Origin of the sequence: Lentzea sp. CA-135723, from assembly GCF_050936595.1 — a bacterium.
Taxonomy (GTDB): domain Bacteria; phylum Actinomycetota; class Actinomycetes; order Mycobacteriales; family Pseudonocardiaceae; genus Lentzea.
In genome coordinates this window covers 6,640,055-6,654,810 of record NZ_JBNJMK010000001.1, presented here as the reverse complement: position 1 = coordinate 6,654,810, position 14,756 = coordinate 6,640,055, and the positions used below count along the sequence as shown (strand labels likewise).

The 14,756-nt window shown below is 69.7% G+C and carries 18 protein-coding genes; 11 read left to right on the top strand and 7 right to left on the bottom strand.

Annotated elements, in window-relative coordinates:
- Together ACQEU1_RS31175 and ACQEU1_RS31170 are read right to left on the bottom strand one after the other, a co-directional pair.
- The gene (locus ACQEU1_RS31175; RefSeq protein WP_433209394.1) at positions 1-315 is read right to left on the bottom strand and encodes a WXG100 family type VII secretion target; all 315 of its coding nucleotides are present in this window, start codon (positions 313-315) and stop codon (positions 1-3) included.
- A complete protein-coding gene (locus ACQEU1_RS31170) occupies positions 312-800 on the bottom strand; it encodes a YbaB/EbfC family nucleoid-associated protein (RefSeq protein ID WP_433209391.1) in 489 nt (162 codons plus the stop codon). The genes ACQEU1_RS31175 and ACQEU1_RS31170 overlap by 4 nt, the downstream gene beginning before the upstream one ends.
- Positions 801-897: 97 nt before the next feature.
- Here ACQEU1_RS31170 and ACQEU1_RS31165 point away from each other — a divergent pair, with 97 nt between their 5' ends.
- Positions 898-1,335, top strand: coding sequence for a MaoC family dehydratase (locus ACQEU1_RS31165; RefSeq protein WP_433209388.1), 438 nt, complete (start codon positions 898-900; stop codon positions 1,333-1,335).
- 1 nt (position 1,336) lies between these two features.
- Here ACQEU1_RS31165 and ACQEU1_RS31160 read toward each other — a convergent pair whose 3' ends face one another.
- From ACQEU1_RS31160 to ACQEU1_RS31150, 3 genes are read right to left on the bottom strand one after another with little or no spacing between them, the layout of a single operon-like run.
- Positions 1,337-2,266: a hydroxymethylglutaryl-CoA lyase gene (locus ACQEU1_RS31160; protein WP_433209385.1), complete on the bottom strand. Its 930-nt coding sequence runs from the start codon at positions 2,264-2,266 to the stop codon at positions 1,337-1,339.
- Entirely contained in the window at positions 2,253-2,777 is a 525-nt protein-coding gene (locus ACQEU1_RS31155) for a PH domain-containing protein (protein WP_433209382.1), read from the bottom strand. The genes ACQEU1_RS31160 and ACQEU1_RS31155 overlap by 14 nt, the downstream gene beginning before the upstream one ends.
- A gap of 14 nt (positions 2,778-2,791) precedes the next feature.
- The gene (locus ACQEU1_RS31150) at positions 2,792-3,589 is read right to left on the bottom strand and encodes a biotin--[acetyl-CoA-carboxylase] ligase (RefSeq protein WP_433209379.1); all 798 of its coding nucleotides are present in this window, start codon (positions 3,587-3,589) and stop codon (positions 2,792-2,794) included.
- 117 nt (positions 3,590-3,706) lie between these two features.
- Between ACQEU1_RS31150 and ACQEU1_RS31145 the strand changes: the two genes are divergently transcribed.
- Together ACQEU1_RS31145 and ACQEU1_RS31140 are read left to right on the top strand one after the other, a co-directional pair.
- A complete protein-coding gene (locus ACQEU1_RS31145; protein WP_433209376.1) occupies positions 3,707-5,344 on the top strand; it encodes an acyl-CoA carboxylase subunit beta in 1,638 nt (545 codons plus the stop codon).
- Positions 5,341-5,562: an acyl-CoA carboxylase subunit epsilon gene (locus ACQEU1_RS31140; protein WP_433209373.1), complete on the top strand. Its 222-nt coding sequence runs from the start codon at positions 5,341-5,343 to the stop codon at positions 5,560-5,562. The genes ACQEU1_RS31145 and ACQEU1_RS31140 overlap by 4 nt, the downstream gene beginning before the upstream one ends.
- Here ACQEU1_RS31140 and ACQEU1_RS31135 read toward each other — a convergent pair.
- Positions 5,559-5,945 (bottom strand): hypothetical protein, encoded by a 387-nt coding sequence (locus tag ACQEU1_RS31135; protein ID WP_433209370.1) that lies wholly within the window; start codon positions 5,943-5,945, stop codon positions 5,559-5,561. The two genes, ACQEU1_RS31140 and ACQEU1_RS31135, sit on opposite strands and share 4 nt — an antisense overlap.
- Positions 5,946-5,980: 35 nt before the next feature.
- Here ACQEU1_RS31135 and ACQEU1_RS31130 point away from each other — a divergent pair, with 35 nt between their 5' ends.
- From ACQEU1_RS31130 to ACQEU1_RS31120, 3 genes are all read left to right on the top strand, one after another.
- The gene (locus tag ACQEU1_RS31130; protein WP_433211883.1) at positions 5,981-7,447 is read left to right on the top strand and encodes an MFS transporter; all 1,467 of its coding nucleotides are present in this window, start codon (positions 5,981-5,983) and stop codon (positions 7,445-7,447) included.
- On the top strand, positions 7,407-8,006 hold the full coding sequence (locus ACQEU1_RS31125) for a Maf family protein (protein WP_433209367.1): 600 nt from the start codon (positions 7,407-7,409) through the stop codon (positions 8,004-8,006). The genes ACQEU1_RS31130 and ACQEU1_RS31125 overlap by 41 nt, the downstream gene beginning before the upstream one ends.
- A gap of 182 nt (positions 8,007-8,188) precedes the next feature.
- Positions 8,189-9,475: a dicarboxylate/amino acid:cation symporter gene (locus ACQEU1_RS31120; protein WP_433209364.1), complete on the top strand. Its 1,287-nt coding sequence runs from the start codon at positions 8,189-8,191 to the stop codon at positions 9,473-9,475.
- A gap of 4 nt (positions 9,476-9,479) precedes the next feature.
- Here the strand turns inward: ACQEU1_RS31120 and ACQEU1_RS31115 are convergent, their stop codons facing one another.
- Complete coding sequence (locus tag ACQEU1_RS31115; protein WP_433209361.1) at positions 9,480-10,136, bottom strand: hypothetical protein; 657 nt, start codon at positions 10,134-10,136, stop codon at positions 9,480-9,482.
- Positions 10,137-10,270: 134 nt separating this feature from the next.
- Here ACQEU1_RS31115 and ACQEU1_RS31110 point away from each other — a divergent pair, with 134 nt between their 5' ends.
- From ACQEU1_RS31110 to ACQEU1_RS31090, 5 genes are all read left to right on the top strand, one after another.
- Positions 10,271-12,034, top strand: a complete 1,764-nt coding sequence (locus ACQEU1_RS31110; RefSeq protein ID WP_433209358.1) for an acetyl/propionyl/methylcrotonyl-CoA carboxylase subunit alpha — start codon at positions 10,271-10,273, stop codon at positions 12,032-12,034.
- A 43-nt stretch (positions 12,035-12,077) separates the two neighbouring features.
- Positions 12,078-12,464 carry a DUF1707 SHOCT-like domain-containing protein gene (locus tag ACQEU1_RS31105; RefSeq protein WP_433209355.1) on the top strand — a complete coding sequence of 129 codons (387 nt, stop codon included), beginning with the start codon at positions 12,078-12,080 and terminating at the stop codon, positions 12,462-12,464.
- Positions 12,443-13,213, top strand: coding sequence for an HAD-IA family hydrolase (locus ACQEU1_RS31100; protein ID WP_433209352.1), 771 nt, complete (start codon positions 12,443-12,445; stop codon positions 13,211-13,213). Before ACQEU1_RS31105 ends, ACQEU1_RS31100 begins: the two co-directional genes overlap by 22 nt.
- A gap of 368 nt (positions 13,214-13,581) precedes the next feature.
- On the top strand, positions 13,582-14,148 hold the full coding sequence (locus ACQEU1_RS31095) for a GNAT family N-acetyltransferase (RefSeq protein WP_433209349.1): 567 nt from the start codon (positions 13,582-13,584) through the stop codon (positions 14,146-14,148).
- Positions 14,149-14,154: 6 nt separating this feature from the next.
- Positions 14,155-14,739, top strand: coding sequence for a DUF3558 domain-containing protein (locus tag ACQEU1_RS31090; protein ID WP_433209346.1), 585 nt, complete (start codon positions 14,155-14,157; stop codon positions 14,737-14,739).
- The last annotated feature ends 17 nt before the right edge of the window (positions 14,740-14,756 follow it).

Genomic DNA, 14,756 nt, shown 5'->3' with positions numbered 1-14,756 from the left:
TCAGCCGTCCAACCTTCTCATCCCGGACGCGTTGGTCTCCTCGACGTGCCGATACGTGGCGGCGGTGGAGGCGAGCTTGTCGCCCACGTCCCCCAGCGTCGCCGAAAGCCCCGACAGGGCACCGGAAGCGGCACCGGCGGGCTGCTCGTGCGAGGCGGCGAAGCTGCGGCCGATCGCGTCGTCGCCCCAGCAGGCACCGAACCCGGCGAGCGCGCGGTTCAGCGTGCCCGCGATCTCGGTCGCCTGCCCGGCGTAGCCCCTCATCTCGCGCGCGCCCGCGTCCAGCCGTTCGAGATCGGCCGAGTACCCGGTCATCGGACCCTCCTGTTGATGAGCTCGGAGTCGAGCCAGCTCTCGCGCTGTTCGTTGTCCTCGTCGTCGTCGACCCGGCGGCGCACGGGCTGCTGCCCGAGGTCGACGGTCTCGTACTCGGATCCGGCCTCGTACTCGGACGGCCGCAGGTCGGCGGTTCCGGCGACCAGCGCGGCGGGGTCCGTGGCGGTGGGCAGCACGGTGCTCAACGCCTGGTAGGTCTCCTCGGCCGCACTCGCGGCGGCCGCGGCGACGGTCCGCACGATCAGCTCGGCGAGCTGCTCCGGCCGATGCCTTCGGTACGCCATCTCGGAGAGTTCGAGACCCACGAGCTTCCCGCCGGTGCCGACGGTCGCCTCGACCGTCCCGTCCGGACTGGAGGCGTGCCCGGACACGGCGGCGAGCTCGCGCTGCACCGTCACCAGCTGTTCGCGGCTGCGCCGGTAGTCGGCCAGCAGCTCCTCGACCTGCGCACGGTGGTCGTCCACCGAGTCCCCCTCACACGCATAGCCCTGGGCTCGGGCTCTAGGACGCCGTTGCCCATAGATCGGTTCCCAGCGGATTCAGTTACGTAGGATCAACGAGATGATCGCCTTCGAGGATCTGCCCGCAGGCCGCATCATCCCGCTTGGCGACCTGACCGTCGACCGGGACGACATGCTGGACTTCGCGAAGAAGTTCGACCCGCAGCCCTTCCACCTCGACGAGGAAGCCGGGAAGAACTCGATTTTCGGCGGTTTGTCCGCCTCCGGCTGGTACACCGCGTCGCTGTGGATGCGCCGCTGGGTTGATGTGGTCCTCGCCGACTCGACGTCGCAGGGCTCGCCGGGCGGCCGCGAGCTCTCGTGGCTCGCGCCGGTCCACCCCGGTGACACGCTGACGTTCGCGGCGGAGGTCCTGAGCGCTCGCCTGTCGAAGAAGCGCCCGGACCTCGGCCTGGTGGAGTTCGCGGGCACGGCGCACAAGGGCGACGTGCCGGTCTTCCGGTTCATCGCCACGGGCATGTTCACCGCCCGAGGCTGACCTACTTCGAGAGCGCCCGCACCACGCGCGACGGGCTGGGACGGCCGATCTGCTCGGCCATCCACACCGACGTCTCGACGAGCTTGTCGAGGTCGACGCCGGTCTCGATGCCGAGGCCGTCGAGCATCCACACGAGGTCCTCGGTGGCGAGGTTCCCGGTGGCCGACTCGGCGTACGGGCACCCGCCCAGACCGCCGGCGGACGAGTCCACAGTCGTTACGCCACAACGCAAGGCGGCCAGCGTGTTGGACAGCGCCTGCCCGTACGTGTCGTGGAAGTGCACGGCCAGCGAGGACACGTCGCGGAACCCGGCGAGCACCGACTCGACCTGGCCGGGGGTCGCGACGCCGATGGTGTCGCCGAGCGACACCTGCGAGCACCCCATGCCGAGCAGCCGTTCGCCGACCGCGACGACCTGGGACTGCGCGACGGGCCCCTCCCACGGGTCGCCGAAGCACATGGACACGTACCCGCGCACGGACATCCCGGCTTCCAGCGCACGCGCCACGGTCGGTTCGAACATCTCGAACTGCGAGTCGAGCGTCCGGTTCAGGTTGCGCGACGCGAACGTCTCCGTGGCCGACGCGAAGATCGCGATGTGCGTGACCCCGGCTTCGACCGCCCGGTCCAGCCCGCGCTCGTTCGGCACCAGCACCGGGTAGATCACACCGGGAGCGGGCTTCAGCCCGGCGAGTACCTCGGCGGCGTCGGCCAGCTGCGGCACCCACTTCGGGTGCACGAACGACGTGGCCTCCAGAACGGACAGTCCGGAAGCGGCCAGCCGGTCCAGGAACTCCAGCTTCACCGCGACGGGCACGACCGCCGACTCGTTCTGCAGCCCGTCGCGCGCCCCGACCTCCCAGATCGTGACGGCGGACGGCAGGGACGCGCCGGGGACGACGTCCGGCAGGCCCGCCTCACGCGCGCCCATCGAGCCGCCTCGGCTGGAAGTCGTCCTCGGGGTTGTCGTTGACCTCGCGGTAGAGCATGGTGTGCACCTTCTCGACGGACGGGATGTCGTCGAACTCGAGCGGCTCGTCCGAGGCCGACTCGATGATCAACGTGCCGCAGCCCAGCAGCCTGTCCACGAAAGAGTGCTCGAAGCGCACGCTGTTGACACGGGCCAAAGGGATGTCCAGGCCTGTGCGCTTGAACACCCCCTCGCGGTACATCACGCGGTCCGAGGTGATGATGAAGTGCGTCGTCCGCCAGCGCAGCAACGGCGTCACCGTCAGCCACAGCACCAGCACGACGGCGATGACGGCCAGCGCGATCAGGGCGATGAAGCCCCACGACTGACCGCCGACGAGGCCCGCCAGGTACGTGCCGAGCGCGACCACCACCAGCAGCCAGAACACCGGGAAGATCAGCATCTTCCAGTGGGGGTGCTTGTGGATCACGACGTGCTCGCCGGAGCTCAGCAGGTCGTCGGGGTACGCCATGGGGCCAACCCTAACTACGCAGGCCGCAAATGCACCACGTCACCAGCGGACACGCCGTGGTCCACCCCATCGGTGCCGCGCACGACGAGCGTGCCGTCCGGCTCGATGCGCTGCGCAACTCCCTGGAGCTGAACACCACCTGAAAGTTCCACGCGGACGTTCTGGCCGAGCGTCGACGAGTGCTCGGTGTACTCCTCCAGCACCCCGGACTCCACGGCGTCGCCCTCGTTCTTGCGCCACACGCCTTCCAGCCCGGCCAGCTCGACCAGCAGCCGGAACGCGAGCTCGGTGCGGTCCAGCTCGTCGGCGCCCTCGTCCTCGAACGACGTCGGCGCGAGCCCGCCGGGCGCCGCCTCGACGCCGGACGGCAGCTTCGCCACGTTCAGCCCGATGCCGACGACGACCGAGCCGTCCGCGGTGATCTCGGACAGGATGCCGGCGCCCTTGCCGGGCCCGGAGCCGAGCAGCAGGTCGTTGGGCCACTTCAGGGTCGCCTCGACGCCGGCCGACTGGGCGACGCGCACGAGCGCCAGGCCGGCGATCAGGTTGAGCCACGGCAGCTTCGCGGGCGCGACGTCCGGGCGGAACAGCACGCTGACGTACAGGCCGCCCTTCGGCGACGACCAGCTGCGGCCGCGCCTGCCCTGCCCCGCGCTCTGCTCCAGCGCGATCAGCACGGTGCGGTCGGCGGCGTTCGCGGCGGCCAGGTCCGCGTTGGTGGAGGCCGTGGTCTCGACGACGTCGAGAGCGGCGAACGGGCCGTTGGGTGCGACGAGCCGTGAGCGCAGCTCTTCGGCGTCGATTGTGGTCATCGGACCAGGCTATTGGAAGGAAAGAGAGTACGTGCGACAAGAGATGACCAACAGGTTGCCGTGACCTGGACAACTGCACGGGGCAGTTCAGCAATGGTCTCGTTAGGCTGCGGGCCCATGAGCAGTGCGACCGAGCCGATCGGGAACGTCCCCGCGAACGCGCCCGACGTCCACACCACCGCGGGCAAGCTCGTTGACCTCTACCGGCGCAACGACGAGGCGGTTCACGCCGGTTCGGAGCGCGCGGTCGAGAAGCAGCACGCGAAGGGCAAGAAGACAGCCCGCGAGCGCATCGACCTCCTGCTCGACCCCGGCTCGTTCGTCGAGCTGGACGAGCTCGCCCGGCACCGCTCGACCAACTTCGGCCAGGAGCGCAACCGCCCGTACGGCGACGGCGTCGTCACGGGCTACGGCACCGTCGACGGCCGTCCGGTGTGCGTGTTCTCCCAGGACGTCACGGTGTTCGGCGGCTCGCTCGGCGAGGTCTACGGCGAGAAGATCGTCAAGGTGATGGACCTGGCGATCAAGACCGGCCGCCCGATCGTCGGCATCAACGAGGGCGGCGGCGCGCGCATCCAGGAGGGTGTCGTCTCGCTGGGCCTCTACGGCGAGATCTTCTCCCGCAACGTCAAGGCGTCCGGCGTGATCCCGCAGATCTCGCTGATCATGGGCTCGAACGCGGGCGGGCACGTCTACTCCCCCGCGCTGACCGACTTCGTCGTGATGGTCGACCAGACCTCGCACATGTTCATCACCGGCCCCGACGTGATCAAGACCGTCACCGGCGAGGACGTGACGATGGAGGAGCTGGGCGGCGGTCGCACGCACAACACCAAGTCCGGCAACGCGCACTACCTCGGTTCGGACGAGGAGGACGCGATCGCGTACGTCAAGGAACTGCTGTCGTACCTGCCGTCCAACAACCTGAGCGAGACCCCCGCGTTCGAGGGCACGCTGGCCCAGGGCGCGATCTCCGACTCGATCACCGACGAGGACCGCGAGCTCGACACGCTCATCCCGGACTCCGCGAACCAGCCGTACGACATGCACGAGGTCATCAACCGCGTGCTCGACGACGGCGACTTCCTCGAGGTGCAGCCGCTGTTCGCGCCGAACATCCTCGTCGGCTTCGGCCGCGTGGACGGCCAGTCGGTCGGCGTCGTCGCGAACCAGCCCACCCAGTTCGCGGGCTGCCTCGACATCGACGCCTCCGAGAAGGCCGCGCGGTTCGTGCGCACCTGCGACGCGTTCAACATCCCCGTGCTCACGTTCGTGGACGTGCCCGGCTTCCTGCCCGGCACCGACCAGGAGTGGAACGGCATCATCCGGCGCGGTGCCAAGCTGATCTACGCCTACGCCGAGGCCACCGTTCCGCTGGTCACCGTCATCACGCGCAAGGCGTACGGCGGCGCGTACGACGTCATGGGCTCCAAGCACCTCGGCGCCGACATCAACCTCGCGTGGCCGACCGCGCAGATCGCCGTGATGGGCGCTTCGGGCGCGGCGAACATCGTGCACCGCAAGACCCTCGCTGCTGCCGGTGCGGCCGGTGAGGACGTCGACGCGCTGCGCGCTCAGCTTCAGCAGGAGTACGAAGACACGCTCTGCAACCCGTACGTGGCGGCGGAGCGCGGGTACGTCGACTCGGTGATCCCGCCGTCGTTCACGCGTGGGTACGTCGCGCGCGCGTTGGCGATGCTGCGGGACAAGCGCGAGACGCTGCCGCCCAAGAAGCACGGGAACATCCCGCTGTGACCGCGCCGGAGGAGACCCCGTTGCTCAAGGTCGTCAAGGGCACGCCCGACGACCACCAGCTGGCCGCGTTGACCGCCGTCATCGCCGGGCTGGCTTCGGCCGCGCCGGTCGAGGAGGCGCCGAAGCGGCGTTCGGAGTGGGCGAACCCGGCTCGCCGGGTGCGCCGGCCGCTCCAGCACGGGCCCGGCGCCTGGAAGGCGTCCGGGTTCCCCGGCTAGCAGTCCACTCGACGACTGGACACGGTGAGACCCACCGCCACCTCGCGACAGCGGGTCTCACCGTCCACTTCGAGCTTCAACGTCCAGAACGCGCTGCCGTACGCCTGAGTGCGCCGCAGCACCTCGACGCCGGCGTGGTCGAGCGCGGCTCCTGACCGCACCGCCGGCACGACCTGGCTCAGCAGCGCGTTCTCCGCGCGGTCCACGGTGTCGGCGAACGGCCACACGGGAACTCCGTACCCGATCGGGTCGCTCGCGAGCACGCTTCCAACGCCGAATGATCCGATCAGGCCGCCGAGAACGACGAAAAGTGCCGCGATCCGTCTGCGCTTGCCTTCGCGATCGGAACCGCGTTCGGTGAGGACAAGCACCCAGCGCTTCACTCCGCCGAGAGTGCCGACCGAAGAGGTGATCGCGCATCAGCAGTACTACTCAATCGGACCGTGCGAACTGGCGGACCGTCTATGCGCTGTGCGTCGGCTTCTTCATGACGCTGCTGGACACGACCATCGTCAACGTCGCGCTGCCGTCGATGATCACCGACCTGAACGCGTCGCTGAACGACGTGATCTGGGTGGTCAGCGCGTACCTGCTGGCGTTCGCGGTGCCGTTGCTGCTGACCGGGCGGCTGGGTGACCGGTTCGGGCCGAAGCGGCTCTACGGGATCGGGCTCGTGCTGTTCCTGGCCGCCTCGCTGGCCTGCGGTCTGGCGACGAGCGCGGAGGCGTTGATCGCGGCGCGGGTGTTCCAGGGGCTCGGGGCGGCGGCCATGACGCCGCAGACGATGGCGTTCATCACGCACCTGTTCCCGCCGGCCAAGCGCGGTGCGGCCCTGGGCATGTGGGGGTCGGTGGCGGGGCTCGCGACGATCTCCGGGCCGTTGCTCGGCGGGGTGCTGGTCACGCACCTCGGCTGGGAGTGGATCTTCTTCGTGAACCTGCCGATCGGCGTGCTGGCGCTGGTCCTGCTGTTCCTGTGGGTGCCCGACCTGCAGCCGGGGCGGGCGCCGAAGTTCGACGTGCTCGGGGTCGTGCTGTGCTGCCTCGGGCTGGGGCTGCTGGTGTTCGGCATCCAGAACGGCGAGCACTACCAGTGGGGACGGGTCGCGGGGCCGATCACCGTCGCCGAGATCATCGCGGCCGGGGTGGTGTTCCTCGCCGCGTTCGTGTTCTGGCAGGCGTCGGCGCGCAACCCCGAGCCGTTGATGCCGCTGCGGATCTTCCGCAACCGCAACTTCTCGCTCGGCAACGTCGCGAACGTCGCCATCGGCATCACCGTGACGGGCGTGTTCGTGCCGCTGGCGCTGTTCCTGCAGACCGTGCCGAAGCTGTCGCCGCTGATGACGGGCCTGGTCACGGCACCGGCGTCGCTGATGTCCGGGGTGGTGGCGATCTTCGCGGGGCGGTGGTCGAACCGGGCGGACGCCAAGTACCTGCCGATGATCGGGTTCGCGCTGATGGGCGCCGGGATCCTCGCGATGACGTTCCTGCTGGGGACGGCCTCCCAAAATAATGGAACGCAGTGGGTGCTGCTGCCGTCGATGGTGTTGCTCGGCATCGGCATGGGCATGGTGTTCTCGCCGCTGACGAACATTTCCACGCGCACGCTCGACCGGTCGTTGCTGGGCGCGGGTTCCGGCATCTACAACACGTCACGGCAGTTCGGGAACGTGCTGGGCAGCGCGGCCACGGCGGCGGTGCTGCAGATCGTGCTGGCGGCGACCGGGGACTTCACCTCGGCCGTGCGGGCCGCGTTCTACCTGCTGCTGGCGGTCATCGTGCTCGGCATCGTCGCTGCTCTCGCCTTCCGGCAGGTCGCCGCGCCGAGCGTGACAGACTCGCCGCGTGCGTCTGATCCTGGCCTCCCAGTCTCCCGCCCGTCTTAGCGTCCTGCGGTCCGCGGGTATCGAGCCCGTCGTCCGGGTCTCCGGCGTGGACGAGGACGCGCTGGTCGCGTCGCTGCGGAACCCCACGCCGGAGGAGACGGTCGTCGCGCTGTCCGCCGCCAAGGCCGAGGCGATCGAGCACGACGACGAGTGCGTGGTCGTCGGCTGCGACTCGATGCTGCTGTTCGAGGGCGAGCTCGTGGGCAAGCCCGGCACGGCCGAGGTCGCGCGCGAGCGGTGGCGGCGGGTCGCTGGCAAGAGCGGCGTGCTGATCACCGGCCACACCGTGCTCAGGGTGGCCGGGGGCGAGATCGTCGACCGGGCCGCCGCGGCCGAGTCGACGACCGTGCGGTTCGGCACGCCGACGGACGAGGAGCTGGAGGCGTACATCGCGACGGGCGAGCCGTTGCACGTCGCCGGCGGGTTCACGATCGACGGCCGCGGCGGCTGGTTCGTGGACGGCATCGAGGGCGACCACACGTCGGTGATCGGCATCAGCCTGCCGCTCACCCGAAGGCTGCTCGGCCAGGTGGGCGTTTCCGTGTCCACACTCTGGTAGACGCTGGTCACAGTTCACCCGATCGAGGAAGACTGCCCTCAACGCCGGCGTTGGGGGCTAGCGGTGAACGAGTACTTGACGCGTCGCAGGCACATCGACCTGGCACGCAGGACGAGCACGGGCTGTCGGAGCTAACGCCTCCGCCGCCCCGTTCCGCTCATCCCTGCCCAGGAGATGTTCCGATGTCGTTCGTCCAGACATATCGCAAGCCCAAGGTCTTCGGATTCACCGTGCTCGGCGCGCTCGTGCTCGGCGCGCTGGCCGGCTGGCTCGGCAAGGGCACGTGGCTCGCGCCCGTCCTCGCCAAGATCGGCTCCACCTTCACCGCGCTGCTGCAGCTGACCGTCATCCCGCTGGTGTTCACCGCGATCGTCGTCGGCATCGCGTCGCTGCGGAACCTCGGCGGCGGCCGCACCGCCGCCCGCCTCGGCGGCAAGACGTTCTTGTGGTTCGCCATCACGTCGTTCATCGCGGTGCTGATCGGCATCGCGGTCGCGTCGATCCTCAAGCCCGGTGCCGGGCTGACGATCGAACCCGCCGCCGGCGCCGTCGACAAGCTCGCCAAGCGGGCGTCCGGCTCGTGGCAGGCGCTGCTCGACAACCTGGTGCCCACCAACATCTTCAGCGCGTTCACCGAGGGCGACGTGCTGCAGGTCGTCTTCATCGCCGTGCTGGTCGGGTTCGCCGCCTACGCGCTCGGCGACAAGGCCGCGCCGTTCACGAACCTGGTGCGCTCGTTCTTCGAGATCATCCAGAAGGTCGTCGGCTGGATCATCCTGCTGGCGCCGATCGGCATCTTCGGCCTCATCGGCAACGCCGTCGCGTCGTACGGCAACTCGTTCGTGCAGCCGCTGTTCTCGCTGATCCTCGCCGTGTACCTCGGCTCGGCGCTGGTGCTGTTCGTGGTCTACCCGGTCCTGCTGAAGTTCGTCGGCAAGACCTCGCCCGTCGAGTTCTTCCGCAAGGCTGGCACCGCGCTGCAGTTCGCGTTCGTGTCGCGGTCGTCCGGCGCCACGCTGCCGTTGTCCCGCAAGGCCGCCACCGACCTCGGCGTGCCGAACGAGTACGCGAACTTCGCCGTGCCGCTCGGCACCACGACCAAGATGGACGGCTGCGCCGCGGTCTACCCGGCCGTCGCGACGATCTTCATCGCGAACCTCTTCGGCATCCAGCTCTCGGTGTGGCAGTACGTCGCGATCGTGCTCGTCGCGGTGTTCGGCGCGCTCGCCACGGCCGGCACCACCGGCTGGTACACGATGCTCACGCTGACCCTGAGCGTCGTCGGCCTGCCGCCGCAGGTGATCGCGACCGGTGTGGCCGTGGTCTACGCGATCGACCCGATCCTCGACATGATGCGCACCGCGACCAACGTGGCCGGGCAGATCACCGTGCCGGTCGTCGTGGCCCGCACCGAGCACCTCATCGAGGAGCCGGTCGCGGCCGATGAGCCGGAGCTCGTGAAGGCCTGATGCACTAGGAATCAGCGCACGGACGTAGCTGCGACAACTTCGGCACCGGTGCGGGCCAGCCAGGAAGCTGCTCCCGCGCCGGTGCCGGCGTCGTGCAGCCGACGTTCGCGCCCAGTGCCGAGAACACCTGCACGAACGCGTCGTTGCACTGGCCGTCGCACGCGCGCTGGGCCGAGACGACGTCCGCGACGCCGTCCTCGTTGACGTCGTGCAGCCCGAGGTACCCGGCGTTCGACAGGTAGGTCGACTGCGCGCGCGACCAGACGCCGTCCTTGCGGATCAGCACCTCGCCGAACACCTTGACGCCCGCGTCGCCGCGCACCAGGCACACGCTGACCGGCGCGTCCGCGCACAGCAACGACTTGTCGGTGATCACCGCGCCCGCCTCGGCGATCGTCATCTCGAAGATGAACGGACCGGACTCGCCGGTCACCCTGATCCGCCCGCCGCCCGTTCCGGCGAGCACCTCCACGAGGTCCTTTCCGACCGATTTGCCGATCACGACCTGGCAGACGGTGGTACCGCAGCGCATTCCGGCGTCCGAACCGGATTGACCTGAATCGGTGCCGGAAGGTCGCTGGAAATAGGCGAACACCAGCCCCGCGACGACGACCACGGCGGCGACGACGGCGGTCACCTGCACGGACCTGGTTCCTCCCACGTCGCTGATTGTGCTCGATGGGCTCACGATTGATGTGAAGTGAGGCGTCTCTCCCTCTCGGAGTTCTTCGATTTCCGTAGACTGCGGCACCAGCCAGAGCCGTAATTAACCGGTCCAGCAGGAGGTACGACGCCGTGTCGCTGCGCAAGGTGCTCATCGCGAACCGCGGTGAGATCGCCGTCCGGGTCATCCGAGCCTGCCGTGACGCCGGACTGACGAGCGTCGCCGTCTACGCCGATCCCGACCGCGACGCGCCGTTCGTGCGGCTCGCCGACGAGGCGTTCGCGCTGGGCGGCAACACCCCCGGTGAGAGCTACCTGTCGTTCGAGAAGGTGCTGGAGGCCGCCGCGCAGTCCGGTGCCGACTCCGTGCACCCCGGCTACGGCTTCCTGTCCGAGAACGCCGACTTCGCGCAGGCCGTGATCGACGCCGGGCTGACGTGGATCGGCCCGACGCCGCAGGCGATCCGCGACCTCGGCGACAAGGTGACCGCGCGGCACATCGCGATGCGCGCGGGCGCGCCGCTGGTGCCCGGCACCAAGGATCCGGTCAACGGGCCGGACGAGATCATCGCGTTCGCTTCCGAGCACGGGCTGCCGGTCGCGATCAAGGCCGCGTTCGGCGGCGGCGGCCGCGGCCTGAAGGTCGCGCGCACGATGGAGGAGATCCCCGAGCTGTTCGACTCGGCGGTCCGCGAGGCCGTCTCGGCGTTCGGCCGCGGCGAGTGCTTCGTCGAGCGCTACCTGGACAAGCCGCGCCACGTCGAGGCGCAGGTGCTCGCCGACACGCACGGCACCGTGATCGTCGTCGGCACGCGCGACTGCTCTTTGCAGCGGCGCCACCAGAAGCTGGTCGAGGAGGCGCCCGCGCCGTTCCTGACCGACGAGCAGCGCGCCACGATCCACTCCTCCGCCAAGGCGATCTGCCTGGAGGCCGGGTACCACGGCGCCGGCACGGTCGAGTACCTCGTGGGTCTCGACGGGTCGATCTCGTTCCTGGAGGTCAACACGCGCCTGCAGGTCGAACACCCGGTGTCGGAGGAGACGACGGGCCTCGACCTGGTGCGCGAGCAGTTCCGCATCGCCGCGGGCGAGAAGCTGCGGTTCACCGAGGACCCGACGCCTCGGGCGCACTCGATCGAGTTCCGGATCAACGGCGAGGACGCCGGTCGCGGCTTCCTGCCCGCGCCCGGCACGGTGACGTCCTTCGTGGCGCCGTCCGGGCCCGGTGTGCGCGTGGACGCCGGTGTCGAGAGCGGTTCGGTGATCGGCGGGCAGTTCGACTCGTTGCTGGCCAAGCTGATCGTCACCGGCGAGACCCGCGAGGAGGCGCTGGCGCGGTCGCGTCGTGCGCTGGACGAGATGGTCGTCGAGGGCATGGCGACGGTGCTGCCGTTCCACCGGGTGATCGTGCGGGACGCGGCGTTCACGGCCGAGAAGCCCGAGGGCTTCACCGTGCACACGCGGTGGATCGAGACGGAGTTCGACAACCAGATCGCGCCGTTCGCCGGTTCGGCCGACGCTGCCTCGGACGAGACGCCGCGCCAGACCGTGGTGGTCGAGGTCGGCGGACGTCGCCTGGAGGTGTCGCTGCCGGGTGATCTCGCCGTGGGTTCCCGGCCTGCTGCTGTTTCGAAGAAGCCGAAGACGAAGCGGGCCGGTGGCAGTGCGGCCGCGGTGTCGGGCGACGCGGTGGCGGCGCCGATGCAGGGCACGATCGTGAAGGTGGCCGTCGAGGACGGGCAGACCGTCGAGGCCGGCGAACTGATCGTCGTGCTGGAGGCCATGAAGATGGAGAACCCGGTGACGGCGCACAAGGCCGGCACCGTGACGGGCCTCGCGGCGGCGCCCGGCGACCCGATCACCCAGGGCACTGTGATCTGCGAGCTGAAGGACTGAGTGTTCGCTTCTCCCGCCGGGTCGCTCACCTACGATTGAGTTCGTGAGCGACCCGGCGAGGGACATCCGCATCGGTGACACCGAGCGTCAGCAGGCGTTGCAGGTGCTCGGCGAGCACATGAGCGCGGGCCGCATCGACATCACCGAGTACGGCGATCGGTCCGCGAAGATCACCACCGCGAAGACCCGCGGCGAGCTGATGGCGTTGTTCTACGACCTGCCCGACCCCCGGCCGCAGTTCGTGACGCCCGTGCCGATGTTCAACGAGCCCGCCAGGCCGCCCGCGCGCCGGTGGGAGAGCGCGGTCGTGCCCGTCGTGGGCATCGCGACGGTGATCCTCTTCTTCGCGCTGGTGAAGAACCCGCTGATCTTCCTGCTGGTGCCCGCGGTGGCGATCCTGTGGGGCACGTGGAACGGACGCCGGCGCTGAAACCCTTGCTGCTGCTGGACCTCGACGGCGTCCTGCGGTCGTTCCCGCCTCTCCCGCCCGAGGTCACGGCCGTCGCGTTCGAACCCTCGTTGCTGCTGCGCGCGGTCACCGGTGAGATCACCGACGAGCAGTGGCGGGTCGAGGCCGGGTTCCCGGTCTCCGTCGGCGAGGTGATCACCGAGGCGCTGGCGCTCGTGCGGGTGGCGCGGCGGCAGTGCTTCGTGGCGTTGCTGACCAACGCGACCACGCGGCTGGAGGCGGACCTGTCGACGCTCGGCCTCGACGCCGAGGTCGACGCGGTCTTCAACTCCGCACGGCTCGGGCTCGCGAAGCCCGACCCCGCGATCTACCGGCGAGTGCTCGACGAGCTCGGGTACACGTCCGGCGTGTTCTGCGACGACAGCCCGGTGAACGTGGCTGCCGCGCGTGCGGCCGGGTTGGACGGCGTGCACGTGCCGGACACGGCGGCGTTGCGGACGGTGCTGGCGGTGCGCGGGCTGATCCCGCCGACGGTGCTGCTGATCCTGCCGGACCGCGACGAGGCCGAGGAGCTGGCGGCGTCGTTGCTGGAGGACGGCTGGGGGCCGTGCCACGTGCACCGGGACATGCTGGCGGGCGAGGACGACGCCGAGGACGTGGACTGGGTGGTCGAGCTGACGACGGCCCCGGACGGCCTGCCCGCGTCGGCGCACCGGCCGGAGCTCGACGAGCTGGCCGAGCAGAACGACGGGTTCACCGGCGACGCGTGAGCCGCCGTCGTGAACGGACCAACGACGCCTGAGCCGCCGTCGTGAACGGACCGCCGACACGTCAGCCGCCAGTCCGAGTGGACCGACGAAACGCGAGTCCCCGCGCCGAGTGGACCGACGACGCGCGAATCGCCGCGCCGAGTGGACCAACGACACGCCAGCCGCGGTCGCGAACGGACCGACGACGTGCACATGCCGTCTAGCCACCCAACACCTCGCATGCCACCTCACCGCGCAACACCGCCGCTTCACCGGCGACGCGTGACGTCCGACCTCGCCGCCCAACACCCCGCCTTCGCCGACGACGCGCGCATGCCACCTCACCGCGCAACACCTCGGCTTCACCCTCTCCGATTAGCCTCCTCGCCGTGGAGCCAGTCGAGATCAACGCGGGCGAGTACTACCTGCGCGCCTTCCGCACCGACGACCGCATCGACGACGTGCCGGCGTTGGCCGAGGCGTTCGCCGACCCCGAGACCCGCCGCTACATGCCCCGCCTCACCGGTCAGGACGCGCCGTCAGCCGAGACGCTCGTGCTGCTGCTGGCCGACGGCTGGGCGAAGGACTACCGCTGGTCGTGGGCGGTGTGCGAGGCGGTGACGGCCGAGGTCTGGGCCGGGATCGTGATCCACAACGTCGACCACCACCTGGCGTCCGCCGAGGTGATGTGCTGGAGCCAGCCCGCGCACCGCGGCAAGGGCGTGCTGCCCAAGGCGCTCAACTCCGTGCTCGGGTGGGTCTACGGCGCGATGGACATCCATCGGGTGACGTACCGGCACGCGGTGTCGAACACGGCGTCGCAGCGGGTCGCGGAGAAGTGCGGGTTCACTCTTGAGGGTCGTCTTCGCGAGGAGGCGATGGTCGATGATCAGCGCGAAGACCAGTTGCTGTGGTCACGGCTGGCGTCGGACCCCTTCCCAGAGCAGCTACGGTGACCGGCCATGCGGACCACGGGGCTCCTCATCGTCGTGCTGGCGCTGGCCGGGTGCACGGCTCCGCCTGAGCAGAGTTCGCTGACCACCCCGCCGCCTCCGCCGCCCTCGCCCACGACGACGTCGGCGCAGATGGACTTCCCGCAACGGCCGCGCGCGGTGCCGCTGGACGCCGTCGAGCCGTGCGGGATCCTGTCACCCGACCAGCTGACGGCGCTGAGCCTCGACAACCCGCCCAGCGCGTACGTCGAGCCGAGCTTCGGCGGGGCGCGGGCGTGCACGATCCGCAGCACGACGAGCGGCAACGTGGCCCGGCTCGCGCTCGTGACGGTGTCCGGCGCCGAGGTGTGGCTGTCGGAGAACGCCCAGGTCGACTACACGGTCAGCGCGATCGAGGGGTTCGCGGCGATTACTGTCCGCACACCCGACGTGAACGACGTCTGCAACGTCGAGATAGACGTCGCCGATGGGCAGTTCCTCGACGTCATGTTCCGCGACGGCGGCAATTCCAGTGCGGTACAACAAGATCATCTTTGCCTCGGTGCCCAGCGGGTGGCAGAGGCCGCGATGGCCAGTTTGCTCCAGAAGCGCTGACCCACACGGGCGGATGT